26 protein-coding genes and 1 pseudogene are annotated in these 26,048 nt (G+C 62.1%); 10 read left to right on the top strand and 17 right to left on the bottom strand.

Features of this window, described 5'->3' with window-relative positions:
* Positions 1-28: 28 nt before the first annotated feature.
* From argJ to ACYVHH_RS16870, 3 genes are read left to right on the top strand one after another with little or no spacing between them, the layout of a single operon-like run.
* The gene (argJ, locus tag ACYVHH_RS16880) at positions 29-1,258 is read left to right on the top strand and encodes a bifunctional glutamate N-acetyltransferase/amino-acid acetyltransferase ArgJ (protein WP_460566353.1); all 1,230 of its coding nucleotides are present in this window, start codon (positions 29-31) and stop codon (positions 1,256-1,258) included.
* Between the two features lie 6 nt (positions 1,259-1,264).
* Positions 1,265-2,143 carry an ATP-binding protein gene (locus ACYVHH_RS16875; protein ID WP_460566351.1) on the top strand — a complete coding sequence of 293 codons (879 nt, stop codon included), beginning with the start codon at positions 1,265-1,267 and terminating at the stop codon, positions 2,141-2,143.
* Positions 2,140-2,592, top strand: a complete 453-nt coding sequence (locus ACYVHH_RS16870; protein WP_460566349.1) for an NUDIX domain-containing protein — start codon at positions 2,140-2,142, stop codon at positions 2,590-2,592. The genes ACYVHH_RS16875 and ACYVHH_RS16870 overlap by 4 nt, the downstream gene beginning before the upstream one ends.
* A gap of 28 nt (positions 2,593-2,620) precedes the next feature.
* Here the strand turns inward: ACYVHH_RS16870 and ACYVHH_RS16865 are convergent, their stop codons facing one another.
* Genes ACYVHH_RS16865 through pilB form a run of 6 tightly spaced genes read right to left on the bottom strand, consistent with a single transcriptional unit; the run spans position 2,621 to position 8,117 of the window.
* Complete coding sequence (locus tag ACYVHH_RS16865; RefSeq protein ID WP_460566347.1) at positions 2,621-2,845, bottom strand: DNA gyrase inhibitor YacG; 225 nt, start codon at positions 2,843-2,845, stop codon at positions 2,621-2,623.
* Positions 2,846-2,867: 22 nt separating this feature from the next.
* On the bottom strand, positions 2,868-3,626 hold the full coding sequence (gene zapD, locus ACYVHH_RS16860; protein ID WP_460566345.1) for a cell division protein ZapD: 759 nt from the start codon (positions 3,624-3,626) through the stop codon (positions 2,868-2,870).
* 7 nt (positions 3,627-3,633) lie between these two features.
* A complete protein-coding gene (coaE, locus tag ACYVHH_RS16855; RefSeq protein ID WP_460566343.1) occupies positions 3,634-4,269 on the bottom strand; it encodes a dephospho-CoA kinase in 636 nt (211 codons plus the stop codon).
* Positions 4,254-5,105, bottom strand: a complete 852-nt coding sequence (locus ACYVHH_RS16850; protein WP_460566341.1) for a prepilin peptidase — start codon at positions 5,103-5,105, stop codon at positions 4,254-4,256. Before ACYVHH_RS16850 ends, coaE begins: the two co-directional genes overlap by 16 nt.
* 16 nt (positions 5,106-5,121) lie before the next feature.
* The gene (locus tag ACYVHH_RS16845; RefSeq protein ID WP_460566339.1) at positions 5,122-6,339 is read right to left on the bottom strand and encodes a type II secretion system F family protein; all 1,218 of its coding nucleotides are present in this window, start codon (positions 6,337-6,339) and stop codon (positions 5,122-5,124) included.
* Between the two features lie 50 nt (positions 6,340-6,389).
* Positions 6,390-8,117 carry a type IV-A pilus assembly ATPase PilB gene (gene pilB, locus ACYVHH_RS16840; RefSeq protein ID WP_460566337.1) on the bottom strand — a complete coding sequence of 576 codons (1,728 nt, stop codon included), beginning with the start codon at positions 8,115-8,117 and terminating at the stop codon, positions 6,390-6,392.
* 151 nt (positions 8,118-8,268) lie between these two features.
* Here pilB and accB point away from each other — a divergent pair, with 151 nt between their 5' ends.
* Genes accB through ACYVHH_RS16820 form a run of 4 tightly spaced genes read left to right on the top strand, consistent with a single transcriptional unit; the run spans position 8,269 to position 12,055 of the window.
* Positions 8,269-8,733: an acetyl-CoA carboxylase biotin carboxyl carrier protein gene (gene accB / locus ACYVHH_RS16835; RefSeq protein ID WP_460566335.1), complete on the top strand. Its 465-nt coding sequence runs from the start codon at positions 8,269-8,271 to the stop codon at positions 8,731-8,733.
* Positions 8,734-8,747: 14 nt separating this feature from the next.
* Positions 8,748-10,097 (top strand): acetyl-CoA carboxylase biotin carboxylase subunit, encoded by a 1,350-nt coding sequence (accC, locus tag ACYVHH_RS16830; protein WP_460566333.1) that lies wholly within the window; start codon positions 8,748-8,750, stop codon positions 10,095-10,097.
* 19 nt (positions 10,098-10,116) lie between these two features.
* Complete coding sequence (prmA, locus tag ACYVHH_RS16825) at positions 10,117-11,001, top strand: 50S ribosomal protein L11 methyltransferase (protein WP_460566446.1); 885 nt, start codon at positions 10,117-10,119, stop codon at positions 10,999-11,001.
* 22 nt (positions 11,002-11,023) lie between these two features.
* On the top strand, positions 11,024-12,055 hold the full coding sequence (locus ACYVHH_RS16820; protein ID WP_460566331.1) for a DUF3426 domain-containing protein: 1,032 nt from the start codon (positions 11,024-11,026) through the stop codon (positions 12,053-12,055).
* On the opposite strand, the gene ACYVHH_RS16815 is transcribed toward ACYVHH_RS16820, so the two are convergent.
* From ACYVHH_RS16815 to ACYVHH_RS16765, 11 genes are all read right to left on the bottom strand, one after another.
* Positions 12,046-12,990, bottom strand: a complete 945-nt coding sequence (locus tag ACYVHH_RS16815) for a pseudouridine-5'-phosphate glycosidase (protein ID WP_460566329.1) — start codon at positions 12,988-12,990, stop codon at positions 12,046-12,048. The two genes, ACYVHH_RS16820 and ACYVHH_RS16815, sit on opposite strands and share 10 nt — an antisense overlap.
* A gap of 79 nt (positions 12,991-13,069) precedes the next feature.
* The gene (locus ACYVHH_RS16810) at positions 13,070-13,675 is read right to left on the bottom strand and encodes a histone (protein WP_460566328.1); all 606 of its coding nucleotides are present in this window, start codon (positions 13,673-13,675) and stop codon (positions 13,070-13,072) included.
* 214 nt (positions 13,676-13,889) lie between these two features.
* On the bottom strand, positions 13,890-15,056 hold the full coding sequence (locus ACYVHH_RS16805; protein ID WP_460566327.1) for a ribonucleotide-diphosphate reductase subunit beta: 1,167 nt from the start codon (positions 15,054-15,056) through the stop codon (positions 13,890-13,892).
* A 141-nt stretch (positions 15,057-15,197) separates the two neighbouring features.
* Positions 15,198-18,098: a ribonucleoside-diphosphate reductase subunit alpha gene (locus ACYVHH_RS16800; RefSeq protein ID WP_460566326.1), complete on the bottom strand. Its 2,901-nt coding sequence runs from the start codon at positions 18,096-18,098 to the stop codon at positions 15,198-15,200.
* 204 nt (positions 18,099-18,302) lie between these two features.
* Complete coding sequence (gene ampD / locus ACYVHH_RS16795) at positions 18,303-18,872, bottom strand: 1,6-anhydro-N-acetylmuramyl-L-alanine amidase AmpD (protein WP_460566325.1); 570 nt, start codon at positions 18,870-18,872, stop codon at positions 18,303-18,305.
* Between the two features lie 84 nt (positions 18,873-18,956).
* Positions 18,957-20,312 (bottom strand): hypothetical protein, encoded by a 1,356-nt coding sequence (locus ACYVHH_RS16790; RefSeq protein WP_460566324.1) that lies wholly within the window; start codon positions 20,310-20,312, stop codon positions 18,957-18,959.
* 143 nt (positions 20,313-20,455) lie between these two features.
* The gene (locus tag ACYVHH_RS16785) at positions 20,456-21,058 is read right to left on the bottom strand and encodes a type IV pilus modification PilV family protein (protein WP_460566323.1); all 603 of its coding nucleotides are present in this window, start codon (positions 21,056-21,058) and stop codon (positions 20,456-20,458) included.
* Between the two features lie 42 nt (positions 21,059-21,100).
* Positions 21,101-22,261, bottom strand: coding sequence for a pilus assembly PilX family protein (locus ACYVHH_RS16780; protein ID WP_460566322.1), 1,161 nt, complete (start codon positions 22,259-22,261; stop codon positions 21,101-21,103).
* Between the two features lie 60 nt (positions 22,262-22,321).
* Positions 22,322-23,068 carry a prepilin-type N-terminal cleavage/methylation domain-containing protein gene (locus tag ACYVHH_RS16775; protein ID WP_460566321.1) on the bottom strand — a complete coding sequence of 249 codons (747 nt, stop codon included), beginning with the start codon at positions 23,066-23,068 and terminating at the stop codon, positions 22,322-22,324.
* A complete protein-coding gene (locus ACYVHH_RS16770; RefSeq protein ID WP_460566320.1) occupies positions 23,062-23,580 on the bottom strand; it encodes a pilus assembly FimT family protein in 519 nt (172 codons plus the stop codon). The genes ACYVHH_RS16775 and ACYVHH_RS16770 overlap by 7 nt, the downstream gene beginning before the upstream one ends.
* Positions 23,581-23,600: 20 nt before the next feature.
* Positions 23,601-23,981 (bottom strand): type IV pilin protein, encoded by a 381-nt coding sequence (locus tag ACYVHH_RS16765; protein WP_460566319.1) that lies wholly within the window; start codon positions 23,979-23,981, stop codon positions 23,601-23,603.
* Positions 23,982-24,101: 120 nt separating this feature from the next.
* Between ACYVHH_RS16765 and ACYVHH_RS16760 the strand changes: the two genes are divergently transcribed.
* The 3 genes and pseudogenes from ACYVHH_RS16760 to ACYVHH_RS16750 all read left to right on the top strand — a co-directional run.
* On the top strand, positions 24,102-25,055 hold the full coding sequence (locus tag ACYVHH_RS16760) for a sigma-54-dependent transcriptional regulator (protein ID WP_460566318.1): 954 nt from the start codon (positions 24,102-24,104) through the stop codon (positions 25,053-25,055).
* A gap of 4 nt (positions 25,056-25,059) precedes the next feature.
* On the top strand, positions 25,060-25,494 hold the full coding sequence (locus ACYVHH_RS16755; protein ID WP_460566317.1) for an AAA-type ATPase lid domain-containing protein: 435 nt from the start codon (positions 25,060-25,062) through the stop codon (positions 25,492-25,494).
* A gap of 150 nt (positions 25,495-25,644) precedes the next feature.
* Positions 25,645-25,761 (top strand): annotated as a pseudogene (locus ACYVHH_RS16750) (pilin); the annotation flags it as partial.
* Positions 25,762-26,048: the final 287 nt, after the last annotated feature.

Here is a 26,048-nt window from a genome sequence, read left to right as displayed (position 1 = left end):
TTACTGACAGTCCCAACGGAGTTTCACCATGGCTGTGAACTGGACCGCCCCCGCAGCGACAAGCCTTCTGCCCGTGCCGGGCGTGCGCATCGGTGTGACCGAGGCCGGTGTGCGCAAGGCCAACCGCAAGGACCTCACGGTATTCCTGCTCGACGAAGGTTCCGCCGTGGGTGGCGTCTTCACGCAGAACCGTTACTGCGCGGCGCCCGTGCAGGTTTGCCGCGAGCACCTGGCCGCGTCGTCGGCCATCCGTGCCATGGTCATCAACACCGGCAACGCCAATGCGGGTACCGGCGCCCCCGGCTTGGCCCATGCCCGCCAGACCTGCGACGCGCTGGCCGCCCAACTGGGGCTGCATCCGCAGCAGGTGCTGCCGTTTTCCACGGGTGTGATCATGGAGCCGCTGCCGGTCGAGCGCATCGTGGCCGGTCTGCCCGCAGCCGTGGCCGACGCCCAGCCTGCCAACTGGCTCAAGGCTGCTGAAGGCATCATGACTACCGACACCGTGGCCAAGGCAGCCAGCAGGCAGGTCAGCATCGGTGGCCGCACTGTCACCGTCACCGGCATCGCCAAGGGGGCGGGCATGATCCGCCCCAACATGGCCACCATGCTGGGTTTCCTGGCGACCGACGCCTGCATTGCCCCAGAGCTGCTGCCTGCGCTGGCCAAAGCGCTGGCGGATGTCTCCTTCAACCGCGTCACGGTGGATGGCGACACCTCCACCAACGACTCTTTCGTCGTCGTGGCCACGCAGAAGGCAGGGCACGCGCCGGTCACCGATCTGTCCAGTGCTGAAGGGCAGGCCCTTCAGGCCGCCATGGCCGAAGTCGCGCGCACCCTGGCGCACGCCATCGTGCGCGACGGCGAAGGTGCCACCAAGTTCATCGCCGTGCGCGTGGAAGGCGGCCAGACCACCGACGAGTGCCTCAAGGTGGCCTACGCCATCGCCCATTCGCCGCTGGTCAAGACGGCGTTCTTCGCCAGCGATCCCAACCTCGGCCGAATCCTGGCTGCGGTCGGGTATGCCGGCATCACCGACCTGGACCAGTCGAAGATCGAACTTCACCTGGACGACGTGCACGTGGTCACTCAGGGTGGCCGCCACCCGGCCTACCAGGAAGCCGATGGCGCCCGTGTGATGAAGCAGAGCGAAATCACCATCCGCGTCGGCCTCAACCGTGGCAGCGTGGCCGACACCGTGTGGACCTGCGACTTCAGCCACGACTACGTCACCATCAACGCCGATTACCGCAGCTGAGCCCGCATGAACGAAGCCTTCGAACGACTGCTGCAGCGCGCCGAGTCTCTGATCGCGCGCATTGAGTCGGTGTTGCCCCAACCCCTGGGGGCGCCTGACTGGAACGCATCCGTGGCTTTTCGCTACCGCAAGCGCGGCAGCCACGGTCTGCTGGAGCCGGTGCGCCATGTCGCTGTCATCGGGCTGGGTGACCTGCAGGAAATCGACGACCAGAAGGAAAAGATCCAGCGCAATACCGAGCATTTCGTTCAGGGTCTGCCCGCGAACAACGTGCTGCTCACCGGTGCGCGGGGCACGGGCAAAAGCTCGCTCATCAAGGCCTGCCTGAATGCCTATTCGGGTCGGGGCCTGCGCCTGATCGAGGTGGACAAGGCCGACCTGACCGACCTGCCCGACATCGTCGAAGTGGTGGCCGACCGGCCCGAGAAGTTCATCGTTTTCTGTGACGACCTCAGCTTTGAGGACGGCGAGCCCGGCTACAAGGCGCTCAAGTCCATTCTGGACGGTTCGGTGGCTGCCGCCACGCCCAACGTGCTGATCTACGCGACCAGCAACCGGCGCCATCTGCTGCCCGAGTACATGAAGGAAAACCTCACCTACACACATACTGATGATGGCGAGGTGCATCCCGGTGAGGTGGTGGAAGAGAAGATTTCGCTGTCCGAGCGGTTTGGCCTGTGGGTCAGCTTCTACCCGTTCAGCCAGGACGAATACCTCAGCGTGGTGAACCAGTGGCTGGCGCACCATGGCGTGCCTGCTGCCGAATTCGATGCTGCCCGTCCGCGGGCGCTGGTCTGGGCGCTGGAGCGCGGCTCGCGCAGCGGCCGCGTGGCCTACCAGTTCGCGCGGGATTACGCTGGCAACCGCGCCAGCGGGCAGGTGTGAGCACCTCCGCTGTCCTTGTGGCCGATGGGGACCGTCCGCGCGAGGGCGGTGCCGAACGGGCTGTCACCGACGTGGCCGTGGGCGTGCTGATCGACGCTCAGGGCCGCTTCCTGCTGACAAGCCGTCCATCGGGCAAGGTGTACGAAGGTTATTGGGAATTTCCTGGTGGCAAGCTGGAGGCCGGGGAGTCCGTCGCCGAGGCCTTGCGCCGCGAACTGCAAGAGGAGATCGGCGTCACCATCGGCGCTGTGCATGCCTGGCGCGAAAAACTCGTTGACTATCCCCATGCGTTGGTTCGGCTGTACTTTTGCAAGGTGTTCGACTGGCAGGGTGAATTGCACATGCACGAAGGCCAGGCCTTTGCCTGGCAGACCTTGCCAGTGACGGTTGAGCCGGTCTTGCCAGGCACTGTGCCGGTGTTGGAGTGGCTGGCCGAAGAGCAGGGCTGAAACGCCGACGTTATTCGGCGCTGCAGGTTCAGTGCTTCCAGCTGGCCTCTGGCGGCGCTGGCTCTTCCGGTGGCGTGGTGGGCACCCGGAATTCCTCGCTGGCCCAGGCGCCCAGGTCCAGGTTCTTGCAACGCTCGCAGCAAAACGGCCGGTAGGGGTTGTCGGGCGCGTAACGGCTGGGGCCGCCACAGGCGGGGCACACCACCGTGCGTGCGGCAAAAGCAGGTTTGCGGGTGTTGTCTGGTGTGCTCATCGGGCTGTCTCCACGCAGGGCATCAGGCGCACAGCGTGACTTCCAGTTCCGTGTCCTGGCCAGCGTTCAGCGTCAGCTTCCCGTCGTCGCCCCGGCTCAGCAGGCGTACCGAGAACAGCAACCGGTTGCCACTGATCTCTGGCACCAGCTCGTGTGCCGGGTCTATGCGCAGCCTCAGCAACTGGAAGGTCCGCCCCTGGGGCAGGTTCTGTTGCATCTGGCCATTGCACGCCATGACTTTCTGCGGGGCGCCGTTTTCCCGCAGCAGGCGCATCAGCAGACTCACCGGTTGCGCCAGGCTGGACAACTCCTGCGCCCATCGGGCCAGATCCTGTTGCCGCAACTCGGGCTCGCGGTGTTGCCAATCGTGGTAGGCCGGCAGATCGAATTCACAAGTTCCCCCGGGTATCGATATGCGGCTGCGTATGGCCATCAGCCAGTCGTTATCGGCCAAGGCGTGGCCGGTCTTGCCCGCGTCGTCGTGCAACGCACTGAAGCAGGCGTCCAGCTGGCCAATGAACTGATCCAGCGCCGCTTCGGATATGGCCGGATTTCCGCGGTAGCTGTTGTAGATCTGCTTGTGCTTGTCCAGGTCCTTGAGGATTTCGGATTTGAGGTCCGAGCGGGCCCCCACGTCCATGATCTCGAAGAGCGTCTGCAAGGCAAAGTGGTGATCGAGCGGATGCGTGCGCGGCACCAGTTCGGCCAGCCGGCGAAACAGGTGCTCAAGTCGCAGATACGTGCGGATGCGCTCGTTGAAGGGGTACTCGTACAGGATCACTTGATCATCATAGCCCGAATCGATGGCGCAAATCCTCGAAGGCTGCGCGCACACGTGTTTCCAGTTGTTCCAGTGTGGCGTTGTCGTTGTCGATGACTGTGTCGGCCACGGCCAGACGCTGTTCACGCGTGGCCTGGGCCGCCAGCACAGCCAGCACCTGCTCCCGTGGCCAGCCGTTGCGTTGCATCACCCTGTGTATCTGGGTTTCGGGTGAGCAGTCCACCACCCAGATGGTGTCCACGCGCTGGCGCCAGGCGTCCGACTCCACCAGCAGGGGCAGGTCCAGCACCGCGCAGCCGCCATCCATGGCGGCGCACTGCCGGTCGATTTCTGCTCGCACGAGCGGGTGCACGATGGCTTCCAGTTTGGCACGGGCCTCTGGCTGTGCGAAGACGAGGGCGCGCATGCGGTCCCTGTCCAGGGCGCCATCGGTCGTGACGAAGCCGTCGCCAAAGATTTGACGCACCAGCGGAATGGCGGCGCCGTTGGCGGCCGTGCAGTTGCGCGAGATGGCGTCTGCATCAATGAGCACGGCCCCTAGGGTTTCGAGCATCCTGGCAACCGTGCTTTTGCCGCTGCCAATGCCACCTGTCAGCCCCAGGCGCACACGCGGTCCAGCGGGTGTGTTCAAAGGCCCAGCCATGCCAGCACCTGGCCCGGGCCGATTACCAGTGCCACCAGTCCGGCGAAGGCCAGGAAAGGGCCAAAGGGGATGTAGCCCCCTTCACGCAGGCCACTGGAGAACTTCATGGCAATGCCGATCACCGAACCGATCACCGATGCGATCAGGATCATGGGGATGAGCGCCTGCCAGCCAAACCAGGCGCCCAGCGCGGCGAACAGCTTGAAGTCGCCGTAGCCCATGCCTTCCTTGCCGGTGAGCAGTTTGAAACCCCAGTAGATGCTCCACAGCGACAGGTAGCCGCCCACGGCGCCCCACAGTGCCGAAGGCAGGGAGACCTGGGTCCAGCCCAGGGCCGCGCAGATCAGGCCTGCCCAGACCAGCGGCAACGTGATGTCGTCTGGCAGCAGCGTGGTGTCCCAGTCGATGAAGGCCAGGGCCACGATAGATGCGACGAAGCCGAACCAGGCCAGCGCGCTCAGGCTGGCGCCATGCTGGCTGAACACCCAGGCGAAGAGACCGCCCGTCAGCAGTTCCACCAAAGGGTAGCGCTTGCCGATGGGGGCCTGGCAGCTGGCGCAGCGGCCCCGCAGCCACAGGTAGCTCACCACCGGAATGTTCTGGTGCCACCTCACACCTGCGCCGCAGGACGGGCAGCGCGAGGGCGGCGTCATCAGGTTGATGGGGGCCTGCCCGGGGGGCGGGTTCCCGGTCATCTCGGCGCATTCCTGCGCCCAGCGCTGCTCCATCATCTTCGGCAGGCGGTGTATCACCACGTTTAGGAAGCTGCCCACCAGCAGGCCAAGCAAGCCTGCCAGCGCCGGCCCCACGGGGCCGCTCAGAAACTCGTTAAGCATGTCTTGCAACCGGTCTTCAGCCCACCACCTGGCCCAGCTTGAAGATCGGCAGGTACATGGAGACGACGATGCCGCCAATGATGGTGCCGAGGAAGACGATGATGATCGGCTCCATCAGGCTGGACAGACCCGCCACCATGTCGTCCACCTCGGCTTCGTAGAAGTCGGCGGCCTTGCCCAGCATGTGGTCAATGGAGCCGGACTCCTCACCGATCGCGCACATCTGCAGCACCATGGACGGGAAGATCTGCGCGTTGGTCATGGCCATGGTCAGGCTGGTGCCGGTGGAGACTTCCTGCTGGATCTTCGCGGTTGCGTCGGCATACAACGTGTTGCCGGAGGCGCCGCCCACCGAGTCCAGGGCGTCCACCAGCGGCACGCCTGCGGCAAACATGGTCGACAGCGTGCGCGTCCAGCGCGCCACCACGGACTTTTCCACCAATACGCCAAACACAGGCACCTTCAGCAACAGCTTGTCCATGAAGCGCTGCACTTTCTCATTGCGCTTCCAGGCCTGCATGAAGAAGTACAGCCCGCCGCCAATCCCGCCAAAGACCAGCCACCAGTAGGCCACGAAGAACTCGCTCATCGCAATCACCGCCAGCGTGGGGGCGGGCAAGTCTGCGCCGAACGACGTGAACACTTCCTTGAAGGCCGGGATCACGAAGATCATGATCACAGCCACCACGATGAAGGCCACCACCACCACGGCCGTCGGGTACATGAGCGCGGAGCGCACTTTGCTCTTGATGCCCTCGGTCTTTTCCATGTAGGTGGCCAACCGGTCGAGCAGATCCTCCAGAATACCCGCTGCCTCACCAGCTTCCACCAGGTTGCAGTAGAGGGCGTTGAAGTACATCGGGTGCTTGCGGAAGGCCGCGCTCAACGACGTGCCGGTTTCCACATCCGTGCGGATGTCGTTGAGCAACTTGCTCACGCTGGGGTTGGGGTTTCCGCGGCCCACGATGTCAAAGGCCTGCAGCAGGGGCACGCCAGCCTTCATCATCGTGGCCAGCTGCCGGGTGAAAAGCGCGATGTCCTTGGGCCTGATGCGTTTGGCCGAAGCCATCTTGCGCTTCTTGATCTTCTGGATCAGGATGCCCTGGCGGCGCAGCGTGGCTTGCGCCTGGTTTTCGCCTACCGCACGCAATTCGCCGCGAACGGTCTTGCCGTTGCGGTCCTTGCCCTCCCACTCGAACACAAATTCCTTGATGCCCTTGGCCAGTGTTGCCATGTTTCCCCCGGGGTGTTGTGCGGATACCCGTCAGGCCGGTTCGAGGCTTTTCAATCGTTTGTGCAGCCCAACACCTCTTCCAGCGACGTGATTCCCAGTTTAACCTTTTGCAGTCCCGATTCGCGCAAAGTGCGAACACCTTCCTTGCGTGCCTGGCTGGCAATCTCCATCGCACTGCCGCCCCGCAAGATGATCTCCTGCATGGCTTCCGTGATGGGCATCACCTGATAGATGCCAACCCGGCCTTTGTAGCCGTTGTTGCAGGCGCTGCAGCCCACGGGCCGGTAGGGCTTCCAGCTGCCGTCCAGCTCCTCGGGTTTGTAGCCCGCCTCCAGCAGCGTCTGTTCTGGCAGTTCGTGGGGCTCCTTGCATTGCTTGCACAGCCGCCGGGCCAGCCGTTGGGCGGTAATCAGGTTCACGCTGGACGCAATGTTGAAAGGCGCGATACCCATGTTCAGCATGCGTGTCAGGGTGGATGGCGCGTCGTTGGTGTGCAGGGTGGACAGCACCATGTGGCCGGTCTGGGCGGCCTTGATGGCGATGTCGGCCGTTTCCAGGTCGCGGATCTCACCCACCATGATCACGTCCGGGTCCTGGCGCAGGAAGGCCTTGAGCGCGGAGGCAAAAGTCAGGCCGGCCTTTTCGTTGACGTTGACCTGGTTGACCCCCGGCAGGTTGATTTCGGACGGGTCTTCGGCCGTGGAGATGTTGACGCCGGGCTCGTTCAGGATGTTGAGGCAGGTGTAAAGCGACACGGTCTTGCCCGAGCCCGTCGGGCCCGTCACCAGCACCATGCCATAAGGCCGGTGAATGGCTTCCAGCAGCTTTTCCTTTTCGTCCGGCTCGTAACCCAGCGCATCAATGCCCATCTTTGCGCTGCTGGGGTCCAGAATGCGGATCACGATCTTTTCGCCGAACAGGGTTGGGAGCGTGCTGACCCGGAAATCGATCACCTTGTCGGGGCCTACCTTCAGCTTCATGCGGCCGTCTTGCGGGACGCGCTTCTCTGAAATGTCGAGTTTTGAGATGACTTTGATGCGAGATGCCAGCTTTTCCTTGATGGCGGTCGGTGGTGACGCCACCTCGCGCAGCTCCCCGTCAATCCGGAAGCGGACCCGGTACTGGTGCTCGTAAGGTTCGAAGTGCAGATCGGATGCGCGCATCGTGTAGGCATCCAGCAGCATCTTCTGCAAAAACTTGACGATTGGTGCGTCTTCTACTTCCTGGGCAACCTTGTCGGAGGGTTCTGCCGACGCCATTTCGATGCTGTTTTCATCGAATTCGAACTCGCCCCCCACTATGTGTTCGATCGCCTCACCAGCCGTGGCCGTTAATGTCTCAACCAGCTTGGAAAGCTTGTCGTACTCCGCGATGACCCAGTCCACACCCAGCTGTGTGGCGAACTTGATCTTTTCCGCCGCCTGGTGGTCGGACGGGTCGGCCGTGGCCACCGTGAGACGGTTGCCGCGCTTGCTCAGCACGATGATGCGGAATTGCGCGCAGATCTTCGCGTCCAGCAGGTCTTTTGGCAGGCGTTGAACATCCACGGCCTGCAGGTCCACCAAGGGGGCGGCAAACGCCTGGGACATGGTGTGGGCCAGGTCTGCCGCAGACACCGCCCCGCTGCCCGTGAGCTCGGCGATGAAGCTGCTTTTCTTGCTCTGGGCTTTAGCGTAAAGTTCTTCGGCGGTCTTTTGAGGCAGGGTTCCGGCATTCACCAAGGCCCTTGCCAGGCCCGGCAGCGCCATGGTGGAAACCGTGTTTTCTTCATCGACCATGCGTGTTCAAACCTTCCGAATGGGCCGCTTCGGGCTATTCCCTACCACAAAAATGGGCCGGCGCTGACTCGGCTCTTCGTGTATATTCCGTCCCAATTCCACAGGGTTGTGGAAATTTCGATGCATTTTAGATGCACATCCCGGAGAAAACATGGATCTGCGCAAACTCAAGACTCTGATCGACCTGGTGTCCGAGTCGAACGTGTCCGAACTTGAAATCACCGAAGCTGAAGGCAAGGTCCGTATCGTCAAAAGCGCCCCGGTGGCCCCCGCGCCGGTCGCCATGGCTGCGCCTGTGGCAACCGTGGTCGCGCCTGTCGCTGCACAAGCCGGTGCAGCCGCTCCCGTGGCCGCTGCACCGGCCGAACCGGCAGCCCCCAAGGGCCATGTGATCAAGTCGCCCATGGTTGGCACCTTCTACCGGGCATCCAGCCCCGGCTCCAAGCCTTTCGTCGAGCTTGGCCAGGCCGTCAAGGAAGGAGATGCCGTGTGCATTGTGGAAGCCATGAAGATCCTCAACGAGATCGAAGCCGACAAATCCGGCGTCGTGACCCAGATTCTGGTCGAAAACGGGCAAGCCGTCGAATACGGTCAACCGCTTTTCGTCATCGAATAAGGGACAAGCAGCTCATGTTCAAGAAAATCCTGATCGCCAATCGTGGCGAGATCGCCCTGCGCGTGCAGCGCGCCTGCCGCGAGCTGGGTGTCAAGGCGGTCATGGTCTATTCCGAGGCCGACCGAGACGCCAAGTACGTGAAGCTCGCCGACGAGGCTGTCTGTATCGGGCCGGCGCCGTCTGCACAGAGCTATCTCAACATGCCGGCCATCATCTCGGCCGCCGAGGTGACTGACGCTGAAGCCATCCACCCAGGCTATGGTTTCCTGAGCGAGAACGCCGATTTTGCCGAGCGGGTGGAAAAGAGCGGTTTTGTCTTCATCGGCCCCACGCCCGAGTCCATCCGCCTGATGGGTGACAAGGTCTCGGCGAAGCAGGCCATGATCCGTGCAGGCGTTCCCTGTGTGCCCGGCTCCGATGGCGCGCTGCCTGACGACCCGGTGGTCATCAAGCGCACTGCCAAGGCGATCGGTTACCCCGTCATCATCAAGGCAGCGGGCGGTGGCGGCGGGCGCGGCATGCGCGTCGTCCACACCGAAGCCGCTTTGCTGCATGCGGTGCAGACCACCAAGGCGGAAGCGGGTGCGGCTTTTGGCAACCCCGAGGTGTACATGGAGAAGTTTCTCCAGAACCCGCGGCACATCGAAATCCAGGTGCTGGCCGACACGCACCGCAACGCCGTGTACCTGCACGAGCGCGACTGCTCCATGCAGCGCCGCCACCAGAAGGTCATCGAGGAGGCGCCTGCCCCTGGCATTCCCCGCCGCCTGATCGAGAAGATCGGCGAGCGCTGCGCTGCCGCGTGCAAGAAGATCGGCTACCGTGGCGCCGGCACCTTTGAGTTCCTGTACGAAAACGGTGAGTTCTATTTCATTGAAATGAACACCCGCGTGCAGGTGGAGCACCCCGTCACCGAGCTGATCACCGGCATCGACATCGTGGCCACCCAGATTGCGGTGGCGGCTGGCGAGAAGCTGCCTTTCACCCAGCGTCAGGTGCAGCTGCGCGGCCACGCGATCGAATGCCGCGTCAACGCGGAAGACCCATACAAGTTCACGCCTTCACCTGGCCGCATCACCACCTGGCATGCACCGGGCGGGCCTGGCGTGCGGGTGGACTCGCACGCTTACACCAACTACATGGTGCCGCCCAATTACGACTCGATGATCGGCAAGATCATTGTCCACGGTGATTCCCGCGAGCAGGCCCTGGCCCGCATGCGCACGGCCCTGGCCGAGACGGTGATCGAAGGCATCAAGACCAACGTTCCCTTGCACCGGGAACTGATGGTGGACGCCAACTTTGAGACTGGCGGCACCAACATCCATTACCTTGAATCGTGGTTGGCACAACGTGACCGCTGACAGCACGAAGCCGCCGCGCATGTTCGAGCTGGTGCTGCTGGCACCGGAGGACCGCATCGAGGACGTCAGTGACGCGCTTGAGGCCCTGGATGCCTTGAGTGTCTCTGTGGAGGATGCCGACGCGCAGACCCCGGCGGAGCGGGCGCTCTTCGGGGAGCCTGGCATGCCCGCACCCAAGGCGGGCTGGCAGCGTTCCCGCGTTGTGGCGCTTTTCGCGCAGGAGCCGCTGGCGCGAGAGGCGGCTGAGCTGTTGCAGCCGCAGGACTTCTTTGCCGGTTGCGAGGTCGTGGGTGTGCGCCCGGTCGCCGACCAGGACTGGGTGCGTTTGACACAGTCGCAGTTCTCGCCGGTCGATATCACGCCCACGTTCTGGATCGTTCCCAGCTGGCACGAGCCGCCTGCTGCCGCGCGCGAGGTCATCCGGCTGGACCCGGGGCTTGCGTTCGGTACGGGAACACACCCCACCACCCGCATGTGCCTGCGCTGGATTGCCAGCCGTGATCTGGCCGGGCAGCGTGTGCTGGACTATGGCTGCGGTTCGGGCATCCTTGCCATCGGTGCCGCCAAGTTTGGTGCGAGCGAAATCGTCGCTGTCGACATCGACCACGCCGCAGTGGAGTCCACGCAGATCAATGCGGCCAACAACCACGTGGTGCTGCAGGCAGGCTTGCCCGAAGCAGCGCAAGGGGTTTACGACGTGGTTCTGGCAAACATCCTGGCCACGCCCCTGAAGGTGCTGGCACCGCTGCTTTGCGCGCATGTGGCTGCGGGAGGCTATCTGGTACTGGCAGGCATCCTCGACCGGCAGGCCGAAGAGCTGCAGCAGGCCTATGCACCGTGGCTGTCGCTAAGCGTGGCGGACTCCGAGGACGGCTGGATCCTGATGACGGCCCAGGCGGCCTGAACACCGGCTGCATAATGCGTGCATGAGCTTCATCACGCGTTGCCCGGCTTGTGGCACCGCCTTCAAGGTGGTGTCTGACCAGCTCAAGATTTCTGAAGGCTGGGTGCGTTGTGGCCATTGCGCCCAGGTCTTCGACGCGACGCTGGATTTGCAGCCCTGGTGGCCAGGGGCAGAACCAGGGGGAGCAACGGTCCCGGCTGAGGAGGCACCGTCTTCCCCAGACGCCGGTGAACCGGCTACGCAGGAAGAGCCGCTGCCGCAAGATCTTCCGCCAGAGGAAACCACCGATGACGAAGGAGTTCAGGCGGCCGGGGGTGTTGCCGAGCCGCGCGAGCTTGACCAGCCAGAGGAGTTCGCCGAGGTGCCCGTTGAGGCGGCGGAAGAACCGCCCGTCGAGATACCGTTCGAGCCCGCTCCCGACCCCGGTGACGCTGATCTGAACGCGTTCATGGCGTCTCCCGCGCCTGTGGTGGAGATTGCTCCCGAGGTTCAGGAAGAAAACGAGGCGGCGATTCTTGCCGACGAGGATCAGCCCAAGCCATCGTTCGTCAGGCAAGCCGAGCGCCGTGCGTTCTGGCGGCGTCCCGCCGTGCGGGCAGCCGGTTGGCTGGGGGCCTTGTTGTTGACCCTGGTGCTGGCGGGGCAGGCGGCCTATTTGTGGCGTGACCAGCTGGCCGCTCAGTCGCCCAAGGCCGCCGCCTGGATGGAGCGGTTCTGTGCGCAGGCCGGTTGCCACATCAGCCCCCTGCGGGCGATCGATCAGGTCAGCATCGACAGTTCGGCCCTGCTGCGGTTGGCCACGGGCCGCTATGCGTTCGATATGGTTGTCAAGAATGCTGGCAACGCTGCCGTCGCTGCGCCGTCGCTGGAACTGACGCTGACGGACGTGGATGGCCGTGTGCTGGTTCGCCGGGTGCTGATGGCCAGTGACTGGCCGCAGGCGCTGCACACATTGCCACCGGCCAGCGACCGGGCCGTGCGGCTGGAACTGGCCCTGGACGGGCCGGAGGCAGCCGTCATGACAGGCTACCGCGCGCTTCTTTTCTACCCCTGATCCCAACCGGTGTGTTTCGGCCCCGGATGCGGGCCCAGGGCGCAGGCAAGCTGCGCACCTACGCGAGCGTTGTTCAGAACCAGAGCCTTGTTTGCCGCCAGGCTGCGTCCCGCGCTCAGGCTCTGCAGCCTGTCGAGCAGGAATGGCGTGATGGCTTTGCCGGTGATGCCGTGGTTATGTGCGTCGGCCAGTGCGCTGTCTATCCACGTTTGCACTTCATGCTGGGGCAGGCCATGGGCAGCAGGCACGGGGGTACTGATCACCGCGCCGCTTTTCAGGCCCAGCCCCCAGTGAGCCCGAAGCAGGTCTGCCTGTTCCTGCGGTGTGTCCAGGCGGTAGTCGGCGCGGTAGCCGCTGTCCTGGCAGTAAAACGCGGCAAAGTTGTCCTGGCCGCAGCTCAACACGGGAACGCCGTGGGTTTCCAGGTACTCCAGCGTCAAAGGAATGTCCAGGATCGACTTCGCGCCTGCGCACACCACGGCCACGGGCGTGCGTGCCAATTCCTGCAGGTCGGCCGAAATGTCGAAGGTCTTGCTGGCTTCACGGTGCACGCCGCCAATCCCGCCGGTGACGAAAACGTTGATGCCAGCCAGATGGGCGCAGATCATGGTGGCCGACACTGTGGTGGCAGCGTTGCGCTTCTGGGCAACCACATAGCCCATGTCTCGGCGGCTGGCCTTGATCATGCTGCGGTCGCGGGCCACTCGTTCCAGCTGCTGCTCGTCCAAGCCGATGCAGATGTGCCCGTCAAGCACCGCAATGGTGGCTGGCGTGGCGCCATGTGCGCGCACGGTTGTTTCCACGGCGATGGCGGTCTCCTGATTGTCGGGCCAGGGCATGCCGTGGGCAATGATGGTGGATTCCAGGGCCACGATGGCGCGTCCTTCGGTCCGTGCACGGCGGACTTCGGGGGAAAAGAGCAGTGGCGTTTCCATAGTGGGTGCTCTCCAAAGAAAAAGCCCGGCGTGGCAGGGCGCACGTCGGGCTTTCAGACCAAGCTTGCGCTTGGGGTCATCAGGGCTTCTTGGCCGTGGGGAAAGGCCAGGCGGCCTGCGGGTTGAGCTTCGTCTGTGCCGCAGGTGCAGGAGCCGCTGCTGCAGGGGCAGGCGCAGGGGCAGGCGCTTTCGCAGCCTTCTTGGCCGGTGCAGCTTTCTTGGCAGGAGCTGCAGCAGCCTTCTTCGCAGGAGCCGCAGCCTTCTTGGCTGGTGCAGCCTTCTTGGCCGGAGCGGCTTTCTTCGCAGGAGCAGCAGCCTTCTTGGCCGGAGCTGCCTTCTTCGCAGGAGCAGCAGCCTTCTTGGCCGGTGCAGCTTTCTTGGCAGGAGCAGCAGCCTTCTTGGCCGGAGCGGCCTTCTTCGCAGGAGCGGCAGCCTTCTTGGCCGGAGCGGCCTTCTTCGCGGGCGCAGCAGCCTTCTTGGCCGGAGCAGCCTTCTTCGCGGGAGCAGCAGCCTTCTTGGCCGGAGCGGCCTTCTTCGCGGGAGCAGCAGCCTTCTTGGCCGGTGCAGCCTTCTTCGCCGGAGCAGCGGCCTTCTTGGCCGGAGCGGCTTTCTTCGCGGGAGCGGCTGCCTTCTTGGCGGGTGCCGCAGCTTTCTTGGCCGGAGCGGCCTTCTTCGCAGTTGCCATATTGTTCTCCTTGATCAAGTTGCAAAGAGCGCTTGACCTCGGACAATTCCGGGCAAGCGATTCAGCGCATGGGACTCGGGCGGATGCATCGCGCCATGGAGCCCCATGCGTTGAATGGGGGAATCAACCCCGCCACGGTTCTGGTGAACCGGTGTTGAGGGGGTTGAACGAATAGGCCGCATGTGGTGAAAGCTGAAGGGCGAGGGTCAGGACATCAGTCCCAGGACAGCGCGCCTCCCGATTGGTACTCGATCACGCGGGTCTCGAAGAAATTGCGTTCCTTCTTGAGGTCGATCATCTCGCTCATCCAGGGGAACGGGTTTTCTTCGTTCGGGAACAGAGGCTCCAGGCCAATCTGCGTGGCACGCCGGTTGGCGATGTAGCGCAGGTAGCCTTTGAACATTGAAGCGTTGAGGCCCAGCACACCGCGCGGCATGGTGTCCTCGGCGTAGGCGTATTCCAGGTCCACAGCCTTCAGGAACAGCGCCTTGATCTCGGCCTTGAACTCGGCAGTCCACAGGTGTGGGTTTTCGAGCTTGAGCTGGTTGATCAGGTCGATGCCGAAGTTGCAGTGCATCGACTCGTCACGCAGGATGTACTGGTACTGTTCGGCAGCGCCCGTCATCTTGTTCTGGCGGCCCAACGCCAGGATCTGGGTAAAGCCCACGTAGAAGAACAGACCTTCCATCAGGCACGCAAACACGATCAGGCTCTTGAGCAGGGTCTGGTCGGTTTCGGGGGTGCCAGTCTTGAAGTTCGGGTCCATGATCGCGTCGATGAACGGGATCAGGAACTCGTCCTTGTCACGGATGGACTGCACCTCGTGGTAGGCGTTGAAGATCTCGGACTCGTCCAGGCCCAGCGACTCCACGATGTACTGGTAGGCGTGAGTGTGGATGGCTTCTTCAAACGCCTGACGCAGCAGGAACTGGCGGCATTCCGGCGCGGTGATGTGGCGGTAGGTGCCCAGCACGATGTTGTTGGCAGCCAGAGAGTCAGCCGTGACGAAGAAGCCCAGGTTGCGCTTGACGATGCGGCGCTCGTCTTCGGTCAAGCCGTTCGGGTCTTTCCATGTGGCGATGTCGCGCGACATGTTGACCTCTTGCGGCATCCAGTGGTTGGCGCATGTGGCCAGGTATTTTTCCCAGGCCCACTTGTACTTGAAAGGCACCAGCTGGTTGACGTCGGTCTGGCCGTTGATGATGCGTTTGTCTGCTGCGTTGATGCGCTGTGCCGTGGCGGCTTGTGCACTGTTGCGTGCTGCAGCGACAGGGGAGGCTCCACCAGCGACGCCCGCATCGAAAGCGGGAGTCTGAGGGGCCGTGCGCGTAGGCGTCACGGGTTGCAATGCTGGAGTGCTTTGATCGTCCCAGGTCAACATATGGTTTTCCAATCTTTTGAATTATGAAAGCGCTCAGACGAAAAGCAAGCGTTGTCGATGCATGACACGCATGTTTGTTGCGTGCCTGCATCGAAACTTCATGCTTCGTTGAAGTTCAAGTGCTTCAAGCGTGTGTGTTGATCACTGACAGGCTTCGCAAACCTGGTCGTCAATCGCGGTGAACTTCACATCAGTGGCAGGCACTGCTGCGGCTGCAGCGCCCGTTGCAGCTGCTGTTGCGGCAGGTGCTGTGCTTGCGGTGGGCACTGCGTTCAACTGTCCAACGCGGCCCGTGGATTTCTCGGCATGCGTGGCACTGGTGGTGCGCAGGTAGTAGGTGGTCTTGAGGCCACGCACCCATGCGAGCTTGTAGGTCTCGTCCAGCTTCTTGCCCGATGCACCAGCCATGTAGATGTTCAGGCTCTGTGCCTGGTCGATCCACTTCTGGCGGCGCGCGGCGGCTTCCACCAGCCACACCGGCTCCACTTCAAACGCGGTGCGGTACAGCTCCTTAATGTCTTGCGGCACGCGGTCGATGGGCCACAGCGAGCCGTCGAAGTGCTTGAGGTCCATGATCATGACTTCGTCCCACAGGCCCAGGCGCTTCAGGTCTTTGACCAGGTAGCTGTTGATGACCGTGAACTCGCCCGACAGGTTGGACTTGACCGACAGGTTGCCGAAGCAAGGCTCGATGGACGCATCCACACCAATGATGTTGGAGATGGTGGCCGTGGGCGCAATGGCAATGCAGTTGGAGTTGCGCATGCCGTCGCGGGCAATCTTGGAGCGCAGTGCGTCCCAGTCCAGCGAGCGGGAACGGTCCACTTCCACGTAGCCGCCACGCTGCTGTTGCAGCAGGTCCAGCGAGTCGATGGGCAGAATGCCGCGGTCCCACAGAGAACCCTTGTAGGTAGAGTACCGGCCACGCTCGGCGGCCAGTTCGGTGGACGCCCAGTAAGCGTAGTAGCACACCGCTTCCATGGAGCGGTCGGCAAAGTCCACAGCGGCTTCAGAAGCGTAGGGCGTGCGCATCAGGTACAGCGCATCCTGAAAACCCATGATGCCCATGCCCACCGGGCGGTGGCGCAGGTTGGAGTCGCGTGCCTTCTTCACCGCGTAGTAGTTGATGTCGATCACGTTGTCGAGCATGCGCATCGCCACGGCGATGGTGGCCTTCAGCTTCTCGTGGTCCAGTTCCTTGCCGTTGGGGCCGTCCTTCAGGTGCTGTGCCAGGTTGACCGAGCCCAGGTTGCACACGGCGGTTTCGGTGTCGCTGGTGTTGAGCGTGATCTCGGTGCACAGGTTGGACGAGTGCACCACGCCCACGTGCTGCTGCGGGCTGCGGATGTTGCAGGGGTCCTTGAAGGTGATCCAGGGGTGGCCGGTCTCGAACAGCATCGAGAGCATCTTGCGCCACAGGTCGATGGCGGGCACCTTCTTGTAAGGCTTGATCTCGCCGCGCGCGGCCTTTTCTTCGTAGGCCACGTAGGCCCGCTCAAAGTCCTCGCCAAACTTGTCGTGCAGGTCCGGCACGTTGTTGGGGCTGAACAGGCTCCAGTCGCCTTTTTCCATCACGCGCTTCATGAACAGGTCGGGGATCCAGTTGGCCGTGTTCATGTCGTGCGTGCGGCGGCGGTCGTCGCCCGTGTTCTTGCGCAGCTCCAGGAATTCTTCAATGTCCAGGTGCCAGCTTTCCAGGTAGGTGCACACGGCCCCCTTGCGCTTGCCACCCTGGTTCACGGCCACGGCGGTGTCGTTCACCACCTTCAGGAAAGGCACCACGCCCTGGCTTTCGCCGTTGGTGCCCTTGATGTGCGAGCCCAGTGCGCGAACGCGCGTCCAGTCGTTGCCCAGGCCGCCGGCAAACTTGCTCAGCAGCGCGTTTTCCTTGATGGATTCGTAGATGCCGTCCAGGTCGTCGGGCACGGTGGTCAGGTAGCAGCTGGACAGCTGCGAACGCAGCGTGCCGCTGTTGAACAGCGTGGGGGTGGACGACATGAAGTCGAACTTCGACAGCACCTCGTAGAACTCGATGGCGCGTGCCTCGCGGTCAATCTCGTTCAGCGCCAGGCCCATGGCCACACGCATGAAGAACGCCTGCGGCAGTTCGATGCGCGCCTTGCGCACGTGCAGGAAGTAACGGTCGTACAGGGTCTGCAGGCCCAGGTAGTCGAACTGCAGGTCGCGCTCGGCCTTCAGGGCGGCGCCCAGCTTCTTAAGGTCGAAGTTCAGCAGCTCGGGGTTGAGCAGTTCGTTTTCCACGCCCTTCTTGATGAAGGTGGGGAAGTAGTCGGCATAGCGGGTGGCCATGTCGGCCTGGGTCACTTCCTCGCCCAGCACTTCCTTCAGGATGGTGTGCAGAAGCAGGCGGGCGGTAGCGTAGGTGTAGTCGGGGTCGGTTTCGATCTTGGTGCGCGCGGCCAGAATGGCGGCCTTGTACACCTCGGTCATGGGCACGCCGTCGTACAGGTTGCGCATGGTCTCGGCCACGATGGGCTCGGGCTTCACGTCGGCGCCCAGGTTGGCACAGGCCGATGCGATGAGCGCATGCAGGCGCGGCACGTCCAGTTCCACGCGCTGGCCGTTGTCCAGCACATGGAAGGCGGGCGTGGCCGGGGCGGCCTGTTCCGTCTGCTTGGCGGCGCGCTCCTGGGCGCGGCGCTCGCGGTACAGCACGTAGGCGCGTGCCACTTCATGGTGGCCGCCGCGCATCAGGCCCAGTTCCACCTGGTCTTGTACGTCTTCAATGTGGAAGGTGCCGCCACCCGGGCGCGAACGCATCAGGGCGCGCACCACGTTCTGGGTCAGCAACTCCACGTCTTCGCGCACGCTGGCCGATGCGGCACCGTGCGTGCCATGCACGGCCAGGAAGGCCTTCATCAGGGCCACGGCAATCTTGTTCGGCTCGAAGGGCACCACCGCACCATTGCGGCGGATGATCTGGTAGTTCTGCAGCGTGGCGCCGTGTGCGGCGCGGGGAGCTTCAGCGGTACCGCCAAACACGGGGGCGGCAGACTGGGGGGCAGTGGTTGTGGATTGCATGGGTCCTCGCTAGTTGTCTTGTTGGGGGCAGACGTCGCAGGCGCGTAAGAGCGGCCCGCTGGTGGCGTCAAGCCAGGCCACGTGGTGACCCGGGTGGTGGTGTCAGACACTACCTATAGTGTTCTGATGCGGTTTGAAACACTACCGGTAGTGTAGCGACGCCAAGCCCCTGCGCAAGGGAGAGCCCGAAAAAAAATTTTCTTTTCAGCGTGCGGCGGGTGGGGGAAAACACCGATCCGGCCAGCCCAGGTGCTGCTGTAAACGTGCCCAGTCGAACCCCGGGCCGGGGTCTTGCTTGCGGCCGGGGGCCACATGCTCATGCCCCACCACATGTTGTATGGGGTACTGCTGCGCCAGCGTCTGGCACAGGCTGGCCAGGGCTTGGTACTGGGCGGGCTCGAAGGTGTCGCCCTCTAGCCCCTCCAGTTCAATGCCGATGGAATAGTCGTTGCAGTTGTCGCGCCCGCACCAGCTGGACTGGCCCGCATGCCAGGCGCGGTCGTCGCAAGACACGAACTGCACCACCTCGCCAGTGCGGCGTATGAAGAAGTGTGCCGACACCTCCAGTCCGCGAATGGTCTGGAAGTAGGGGTGCGCGTCCCAATTCAGCGTGTTGGTGAACAGCTGCTCCACCTCCGGCCCGCCGTACTGGCCTGGCGGCAGGCTGATGGAATGCACCACGATCAGGTCGATCGTGGTGTTGGGGGGGCGGGGGCCGAAGTTGGGGGAGGGGATGCGGCGGGTAGGTTCACACCACCTTTTGCCCAGGGTCATCGTGAAAAGTGGTGGTGGGTCTTCAGGGGAGGGCAGAAGCCCACCACTTTGTGAGTCTCACAAGAGTGGTGGGTCGAAGATCACTCAGAAGTTTGAATAAGTTTTTGAGCTGTTTGTGTACTTCACACATTTCGTGGACGATGGGCCTTCAGTGACACCGTCAAATGCTGTGACCATCACGCACATGGACTTGTCGCTGTTGGTTGTGTAGCTAGTGCCGCTCTGCGTTGTGGGGGTGCTGCCTGTAGGGCTGCAGCTGGTGTTCTGGCCAGTGATGTCGCAGGTTCTGATTCTGTAGCCGCCCGTTGCACCAGTGATGGGCGCCCAGGTCATGGTGGCTGACGCGGAGTTTGTTCCGTTGTTGCTGAATGTCCACGCACTCAGGTTGGGTTGCCCAAGGGTACCGCAGGTGCCCGACTTCACGTCAAAGTTCAGTGTGATGTCTGTGACCGCGTTTGGAATGTCGGTGAAATTGATGGAGTTAGGGATATCCGGGTTTTGGGCGTTGGATGCGTTGATGGCATATGCCACGTTATTGCCCGCCGGAACCACCGTAGGTGCAGTATTGCCTGGGCACAGGGTAACTCCGGTGCCGGCCGTAAAACGGACCGCACCATTCCAGCTGGAACCGATGAAACCCGCCCAATTGATTGAGCAGCTGTATGAGTAAGACGCGGTTCCGTTAGCGGTCAGTGTTTCGGTGTTGCAGGAGCTGCCGTTCAGATCGATGGCTGTCAACGCAGCGGCAGATCCTGTGAAGTTGGTGATCGTTCCGTGCACCAGGGTTGACGGTATGGTCGGGTTCGTAGTTACGTTCGGGCAACTCACGCCATCGTCATTGGACATGCAGTAGAACTTGCCTGGGTTGTTGTTGGCCGTGATGGTTTTTGAACTTCCGTTAAGCGGTTCAGTGACTGTCGGAATACCACTGGTCGATCCCAGAGAGCCGGTGGGTGTGTACCCGTTCAATGTTGTCTGTTCGGTGTTGCACGAGGCATCCGATGCCTGACCGGTGATAACGGTGTGCACGAAGTGATGGTTCTTCAGGTAATGCGGTTTGTAGGTGTACACCTTTTTGCCTTGAGATGCCGTGCAGGCATTGTTCAGGTTGTCACTTTCGCCAATGCCTTTCGTTTCGTAGACGCCGGTGTTTGTTCCCACTTCCCGGTAGCCCCTGTATGCCCTGTTGGTGCTGAGCTGGGAGTGTTTGCTGAACAAAGTCCCAGTGCTGCTGTTCACGGGGCTGCCAACGCACACCCGATTGTTGGCATTGGCGTTGTCAATGCGCACCAAACCAATGTTGCCCCACCATTCGGCACCTATGTAGCACTGGTAGTAGGTGTAGAAATACTTGATGTTGTTGCCTGTGGCTCCTGAGGGAAGCACCCAGTCGTTCTGGTAAGGCAGTTTGGCGCAGTAAGAGGCGTCAGAGGACAACACGTACAGGTTCTCGGCCGATGCAATGGCTGTGCCGTTCTTGGCTTCGACAAAAACCTTGCCCGAGATGGTGCTGAATTCCGGGGCTGAGGTTTCGCATCCCAGCTTGCCAATCGTCAGCAGAACCTTCCCTGTGGCGTTGTCTATCAGCTCGCGAACGCCATCGTCTCGAACGTAGGTCTTGGTACCGTCTGACCTGTCGATGCCATCGATATTGTTGGTTGTGCCTGGTACGCTGCCTGGCGTGTAGCTGCCCCCCCGACTTGTCCTCGGCCAGTGGGGGTTTTGATGAATCCCCCTCGGCTGCCGCTAGCTGCACCCGTGCCCACCTGCGCAGATGTTCCTGTTCCGGCGCAAGAAATGACGCTGCGCAGAACCACCCGATTCCCAACCGTGTTGCAAGCGCCGCCATCCCAGGTGACGCAGACTTCGATGGCCTTCCAGCTTGTGTCAGATGCGGGGTATGACGTGGTGACAGTGAAAGCCGCGTTCACGCCGTTGACCGACGTAGCGCTGTTTGCCAGGTTACCGTCAGTGCATCCGGCCTGAAGGTTGAAGTTCCGGGCGGATTCCACTCTGTCCTGTGCGATCTGTATGGCCTCTGCACGGGTCTTGGAAACACCTGTGCCCTGGAGCAGTAGCGCGTTCATCTTGCCAATGCCCAGCACGCCGACCGCAACTACGATCAGCGCCACCAACGCTTCTACAAGAATGAATCCACTTTGTGTGGCTGATTTTTGGGTGTTCATTGCCGAACCTCGCGGGTGATGGGCCATACGGAGATATGAGAATCAGCGCCAGTCGCGCCACGTGCCAGGAATCCAGCCGACTATGCCGGTGGTGGTGGCGGCGGTTGAAGTGACGAAGGGGTCATAGATGATGTCCACGCTACCCGTTGGGGCGACGCTTCCCTTCACAACCATGGAACCTTGAACTCTCGGGTTGCCGCCACCAGTCACGTCTCCGGTAACGTAGAGCGTGCCATAAATGGTGGGTGTTCCCTGGAAACTCACATTGCCATCAACGATCAGTACGACGGGGCGCTCGCGGCTGCCGATGGTGGCATTTGGGAAGGTCGTGTTGCCATTGATGACGATGGATTGCCCGAGCGTGCCGGCAATGCTGTCAACGTTGGCTGCATTGATGACCTGGGATGCAACCTGTGTCTTGTACTCGTTCAGTGTGCGGCCAAAGTAGTTCAGGAACATCTGATCACCAGACAAGCTGGCCAGCGTAGGGTCGTTGTCAATGACATCGGGCCCCGTGGTGTTCTTGTCAGTCACGCAGACGTAATCTGTGGAGGTGGAGCACGAGTTCGGCTCACCGGGGGGCACCGTTCCTGCCGCAGGCGGCGAAACCGTCGGGTTGCGTATGAAGGTCTTGCCTGCGTTGCCTATGCTGCTCAACGTGCCGCCAGACCATACCGTGAGGTTGTTGAAATAATTGACGACGTTCGCGCTGCCGCTGACGTTGACCCCGGCACCAGAGGTCAGCGGGTTGGTCGGTGCACGCGACATGGCCGACACAGACCCCATCCCTTGGCGAACCATCTGGCGGGCAATGTTGTCGTCGCTCCATCCGCAAGATGCAACCACAGGGGTATTGAAGTTGGACAGCGCGGGTGCTGTACAGGCCACATAACCCGGCGCATCCGGACAGGCGGGAATGGCCGTTCCAGGCTGACAGAAGGCGACAAAGTATGTGCTGCCATTGCTCAGCGTGGCTGTGGGGCCAGCGTCGGCGACGTTGTCGTTGTTCTTGTCTATGCCCTGAGGTGCCGTGCGCATGAAGACCATCGCCTGATCCAGCCCGGCCTGAGCGGCTTCAAAGGCTTGTTTGTGCCGGATTTCGTTGGCGGACATCCGCTGTTCCATCAGCGCAGCGCGGGACACGAAGATCACCAGAATGGTGGTCAGCACTAGGATGACAACCGACACCAGAAGTGTCGTCATGCCGCGCTGGCGGTGTGTTTGGGATTGAGTGGGCTTGGCAGACATTTCAGTACACCTCGTTCAGCCTACCGTAACAACACGGTGGTTGCGCACCTGGACCCGTTGTTCCAGTTCCATGCGCATGGCGTTGTCGTTGGTCAGGGTCCCGCGCAAGCTGATCCGGACGGTTCGGGTTTCTATCAGGTCTACGGTTGTACCGCCAGCGGCGGCAGCGTCGAAGACTGTTCCGCCTGCTACGCATGCATTGTTGTCAGACGCGCCAGTGCTGGCGTTCATGCACTGGTAGCTCAGGACAAAATAGTTTTGGCCGTTGGAATGAGGGGATACAAGCACGCTGCCGGAGTCCGTCAGGCTCTCCCAGGTGCCGTTGGCGCAGTCTGCAATTGCGCCAGCGCCACCATTGCGTGTCTGGACGACGCCGTTCACCACGCGGAAGCCAACGTACTCCGTGTCGGCCAGTGTCCCGTTGCCGTCGGTGTCGTAGGAAAACTCGATGCAAGTGCCGGTGGCATTCACGGCCAAGTCACTCACAGCTCCTGCGGTTCGGTTCATGAACGGGCTGTTTCTTCCGCCGTCGCGGCTGTAGCCGGCTCGGCGAACTTCGTCCACCATCACGCCCATCACGTTGCGCAACGCGGTGTTCAGTTGCGCAGAGGCCAGTGTTTCTCCTCCGCTGCGGGTGGTTACCACGTGCATGGTGCCCGCAGCGGCGACGATGACCAAGCCCACAGCCATCCCGACCATGAGTTCGACCAGAGACACGCCGCGCTGTCTTGTGCGGCTGAGGGTAGCGTGGTTCATCAGCATGCCGGGTACCTCCCCATGTTCCCGCACAGGCGGATTCTTCCCGTGAGATCGGTGGATATTTGTGCCTGATAGCTGTTCGCACCTGTCAGCGTAATGGTGGTGCCTCCACCTGTAACCACCGTTCCACGCCTGCTGTTGAACTCGAAATCTGTTTGGGTCGCCGCGAGCGAGATGCCTACGAAGTCACCCGAGGCCACGTTGTGTTCCACGAGTGCGGCCGCAGGCCCGAACCGGCAGGAGCCCGCCGTGTTGCAGTCGCATCCAGTGGCGTTGGAGATGCCTATGCACCATGAGGTACCCGTGTTGGCGTGCACCCACAGGTTACGGTCTTGCTTGACGCTTTCGGTCCTGGCGAACTGAAGATGGGCATACACAGCCTCTGCGGCTGAGCGTATGCGGTGCTGGTCCCTCATGGCCATCAACGGAGGGGCGGCAATCGCCGCGATGATGGCCACCACGGCAATGGTGACCATCAATTCAATCAGCGTAACACCCCGGGTTCGTTTCTTCATGTGCATTCCCCTGTGCGGCTTTATCTCTTCCAGCAGGATGTCGGCGCCTTGGTGTTCGCCTGGTTGATGGACAGGGTGGTGCAGCCTGTGTCCGCGGTCTGCGTAGACTTGGCACTCGCGGTCAGCGTGTAGGTGGTTGTACCCGTGCCCGATACAGCGAAGTCGTAAAAATCCGAGGTGGGGAAGGTCAGGCCGGTACCGCTGGTGTACGCCGGGTTGTTTACCCGCCAGCGTTCCTGCTGCCGCTGCAGGTCCAGCAACCCGGCGATGGCATCTGCACGCCTGGCCTCTCTGACGTAGTTCTGGTACGCGGGCAGGGCAATGGCGGCCAAAATGCCGATGATCGCCACGGCGATCATCAATTCGATCAAGGTAAATCCGCTGGATGGCTTGCTTTTCATGGTGACTCCTCACGTCTGCATTGTCATTGGCAGCATATATCATGGTCAATCATCCAGCCGACAGACGTAACGTATCGCGTTCCCAGCGGTAGTTGGGTGGTCGCGCCGGATAATCTCCTCATGGCCACTCGAAATGAATCTCCTCGCGCCCTCGTCGTTGACGATGAGCCCGACATTCTCTCGTTGTACGAGCTGAGCCTGGCGCGCATAGGTGTGGGCGTGGCGGCGGCTGCATCTGTGCAGGAAGCCGTTCGCACCTTGAAAGACGCCGGGCGCTTTGACTTCTGCATCACCGACCTGCGCCTGCCCGACGGCAACGGCCTGGACTTGGTTCGCCATATCCAGCAGCGCGCCCTGGACCTGCCAGTGGCCGTCGTCACGGCTTATGGCGATGTACAGGCCGCCGTGGAAGCGCTGAAGGCCGGCGCGTTCGACTTTGTCACCAAGCCGTTGTCGCCTGCGCGCCTGCGAGAAATCGTTGACCATGCCCTGAGGCTTTCGCCAGGTGCTGTAGCCAGCAAGCCAAATGGGGAAAAGCCTGGCAGTGCTCCCCTGGTAGGAGAGAGCCCACCCATGCAGGCCTTGCGCAAGCTGGTGGGCAAGGTGGCGCGCACGCAAGCCCCCGTGTTCATACATGGGGAGTCCGGCACGGGCAAGGAACTGATTGCCCGACTGGTGCACCAGCAGGGCCCCAGGGCGTGTGCGCCTTTCGTGCCGGTGAACTGCGGTGCCATTCCGTCCGAGCTGATTGAAAGTGAGCTTTTTGGCCACCGCAAAGGCAGCTTCACCGGCGCCATGGCTGACAAGCCTGGCTTGTTCCGCGCCGCGCACGGAGGCACCCTTTTCCTGGACGAGGTGGCCGAGTTGCCGCTGGCTGTTCAGGTGAAGTTGTTGCGTGTTTTGCAGGAGCGTGCCGTTCGCCCCGTGGGTGCGGTAGAGGAAGAGCATGTGGACGTGCGTGTGCTGTCCGCCTCGCACAAGGACCTGTCGACGCTGGTGCAGGCGGGCCAGTTCCGGCACGACCTGTATTACCGGCTCAACGTCATCCAGATAGACGTGCCCCCCCCTGCGTGACCGGGTGGAAGACATACCCGCCTTGGCCGACTGCATACTGCAGCGCTTGGCTCAACGCGATGGCCGGCTCCCGCCGACCTTGACCCAGGACGCCGTGGCCGCCTTGCAAACCCACGCCTTCCGGGGCAACGTGCGTGAGCTGGAGAACCTGCTGGAGCGCTCCGTGGCCCTGAGTGACGGTACCGAGCTGGGTGTGGAAGACCTGTTTCTGGCGCAGCAGGCGGGCAGGCCGCAGCAGGCTGGCGGCGTGCTGCCCGAGGCCCCAGACCTGCCTGCCGGTGAGCCGTCACCCGCCAACATTTTGAAGGTACTGGAGGCCCATCGCTGGAACCGTACAAGGGCTGCCGAGGCGCTGGGCATGACCCTGCGGCAGTTGCGTTACCGGCTGGCCAAGATGAATGCGGAAAGTGGCGATGTTTTGTCAAGAGTTGACAATTGAATGTCAGATTTTGACATGGTTTTGGCCGTTGCAACCCGTTTGATTTCGTGTGCCCCCGGGCAGGCAGCGCCCAGAACGGTTGGCACGGAAAGTGCAGGGGCTTGGACGCGCTGCTTCAGCGTTCGTCAAACCTCAGGAGGCTCCATGAGCATGTCTAAGAAAGTCCAGCAGGGTTTCACCCTGATCGAACTGATGATCGTCGTGGCGATCATCGGCATTCTGGCGGCCGTTGCGCTGCCTGCGTACCAGAACTACACCATTCGCTCGGCAAACAACGCCTGTCAAGCTGAAGTTAGCTCTTATGCTAAAGCCTCACTCGCGGCAATTCACGCATCCATGACTGTCGATGCTCCTCGGAATAGTTCGTGTCAGAACACTTCAACCCCTGCTACTGTCAGCGATACTGTTACGGCAACTGCTCGTCAGCCCGGTACTCAAGCATACGCTTGTAACCTTGGGACTGGCGCTGCTTGCGTGGCAAGTAACTAAGGAAGGTCTGCATAACCCCCGCCGGTGACCAGAGGATGTGAGACAGTATCGGCATGAAACAGATG

It is taken from the genome of Hydrogenophaga aquatica (assembly GCF_054780915.1).
The sequence above is the reverse complement of the archived record's forward strand: the minus strand, read 5'-3'. Positions and strand labels throughout refer to the sequence as shown.

Coding starts and splice junctions, on each gene's coding strand:
- argJ (WP_460566353.1), top strand. CDS start 29: ATGGCTGTGAACTGGACCGCCCCCGCAGCGACAAGCCTTCTGCCCGTG.
- pilB (WP_460566337.1), bottom strand. CDS start 8,117: ATGGTCGATGAAGAAAACACGGTTTCCACCATGGCGCTGCCGGGCCTG.
- ACYVHH_RS16775 (WP_460566321.1), bottom strand. CDS start 23,068: ATGCTGATGAACCACGCTACCCTCAGCCGCACAAGACAGCGCGGCGTG.
- ACYVHH_RS16815 (WP_460566329.1), bottom strand. CDS start 12,990: ATGGAAACGCCACTGCTCTTTTCCCCCGAAGTCCGCCGTGCACGGACC.
- ACYVHH_RS16850 (WP_460566341.1), bottom strand. CDS start 5,105: ATGCTTAACGAGTTTCTGAGCGGCCCCGTGGGGCCGGCGCTGGCAGGC.
- ACYVHH_RS16770 (WP_460566320.1), bottom strand. CDS start 23,580: ATGAAGAAACGAACCCGGGGTGTTACGCTGATTGAATTGATGGTCACC.
- ampD (WP_460566325.1), bottom strand. CDS start 18,872: ATGACCCTGGGCAAAAGGTGGTGTGAACCTACCCGCCGCATCCCCTCC.
- ACYVHH_RS16765 (WP_460566319.1), bottom strand. CDS start 23,981: ATGAAAAGCAAGCCATCCAGCGGATTTACCTTGATCGAATTGATGATC.
- ACYVHH_RS16810 (WP_460566328.1), bottom strand. CDS start 13,675: ATGGCAACTGCGAAGAAGGCCGCTCCGGCCAAGAAAGCTGCGGCACCC.
- ACYVHH_RS16845 (WP_460566339.1), bottom strand. CDS start 6,339: ATGGCAACACTGGCCAAGGGCATCAAGGAATTTGTGTTCGAGTGGGAG.
- accB (WP_460566335.1), top strand. CDS start 8,269: ATGGATCTGCGCAAACTCAAGACTCTGATCGACCTGGTGTCCGAGTCG.
- ACYVHH_RS16820 (WP_460566331.1), top strand. CDS start 11,024: ATGAGCTTCATCACGCGTTGCCCGGCTTGTGGCACCGCCTTCAAGGTG.
- prmA (WP_460566446.1), top strand. CDS start 10,117: ATGTTCGAGCTGGTGCTGCTGGCACCGGAGGACCGCATCGAGGACGTC.
- ACYVHH_RS16875 (WP_460566351.1), top strand. CDS start 1,265: ATGAACGAAGCCTTCGAACGACTGCTGCAGCGCGCCGAGTCTCTGATC.
- ACYVHH_RS16785 (WP_460566323.1), bottom strand. CDS start 21,058: ATGAACACCCAAAAATCAGCCACACAAAGTGGATTCATTCTTGTAGAA.
- ACYVHH_RS16800 (WP_460566326.1), bottom strand. CDS start 18,098: ATGCAATCCACAACCACTGCCCCCCAGTCTGCCGCCCCCGTGTTTGGC.
- coaE (WP_460566343.1), bottom strand. CDS start 4,269: ATGGCTGGGCCTTTGAACACACCCGCTGGACCGCGTGTGCGCCTGGGG.
- accC (WP_460566333.1), top strand. CDS start 8,748: ATGTTCAAGAAAATCCTGATCGCCAATCGTGGCGAGATCGCCCTGCGC.
- ACYVHH_RS16805 (WP_460566327.1), bottom strand. CDS start 15,056: ATGTTGACCTGGGACGATCAAAGCACTCCAGCATTGCAACCCGTGACG.
- ACYVHH_RS16780 (WP_460566322.1), bottom strand. CDS start 22,261: ATGACGACACTTCTGGTGTCGGTTGTCATCCTAGTGCTGACCACCATT.
- ACYVHH_RS16865 (WP_460566347.1), bottom strand. CDS start 2,845: ATGAGCACACCAGACAACACCCGCAAACCTGCTTTTGCCGCACGCACG.
- ACYVHH_RS16760 (WP_460566318.1), top strand. CDS start 24,102: ATGGCCACTCGAAATGAATCTCCTCGCGCCCTCGTCGTTGACGATGAG.